Below are 255 nucleotides of genomic sequence, written 5' to 3'. Positions count from 1 at the left end.
AAATGCGCCCCAGCAATGCGGCCATTGCTCAGTATGCAGAGGCCACAGTGTTAAGCTTGAATATTCAGTGCAAGCAGATGTTGTTGATGAGAGTGTAATTTATCAAAAAGTAGATGAGTTTTTACAGCATCTAGCCAGTAAAGGCATTAATAACGTAGGTGTAGAAACCCAATGTCGCTTTTTAGCGGGCATGAGCGTGCCTTTATTTGCACGCAATAAAGTGCGCCAATTGAGTGGTTTTGCGCTGTGTGAAGC

At 43.9% G+C, this 255-nt stretch carries 1 protein-coding gene; it reads left to right on the top strand.

What is annotated here, in order from left to right; all coding sequences use genetic code 11:
- Positions 1 to 67 precede the first annotated feature (67 nt).
- A partial coding sequence (locus AAEY78_RS14025) for a hypothetical protein (RefSeq protein ID WP_352339998.1) occupies positions 68 to 255 on the top strand: 188 nt, incomplete at its 3' end.

This window comes from Psychrobacter sp. 16-MNA-CIBAN-0192 (assembly GCF_040309565.1).
Lineage (GTDB): Bacteria > Pseudomonadota > Gammaproteobacteria > Pseudomonadales > Moraxellaceae > Psychrobacter.
The sequence above is the reverse complement of the archived record's forward strand: the minus strand, read 5'-3'. Positions and strand labels throughout refer to the sequence as shown.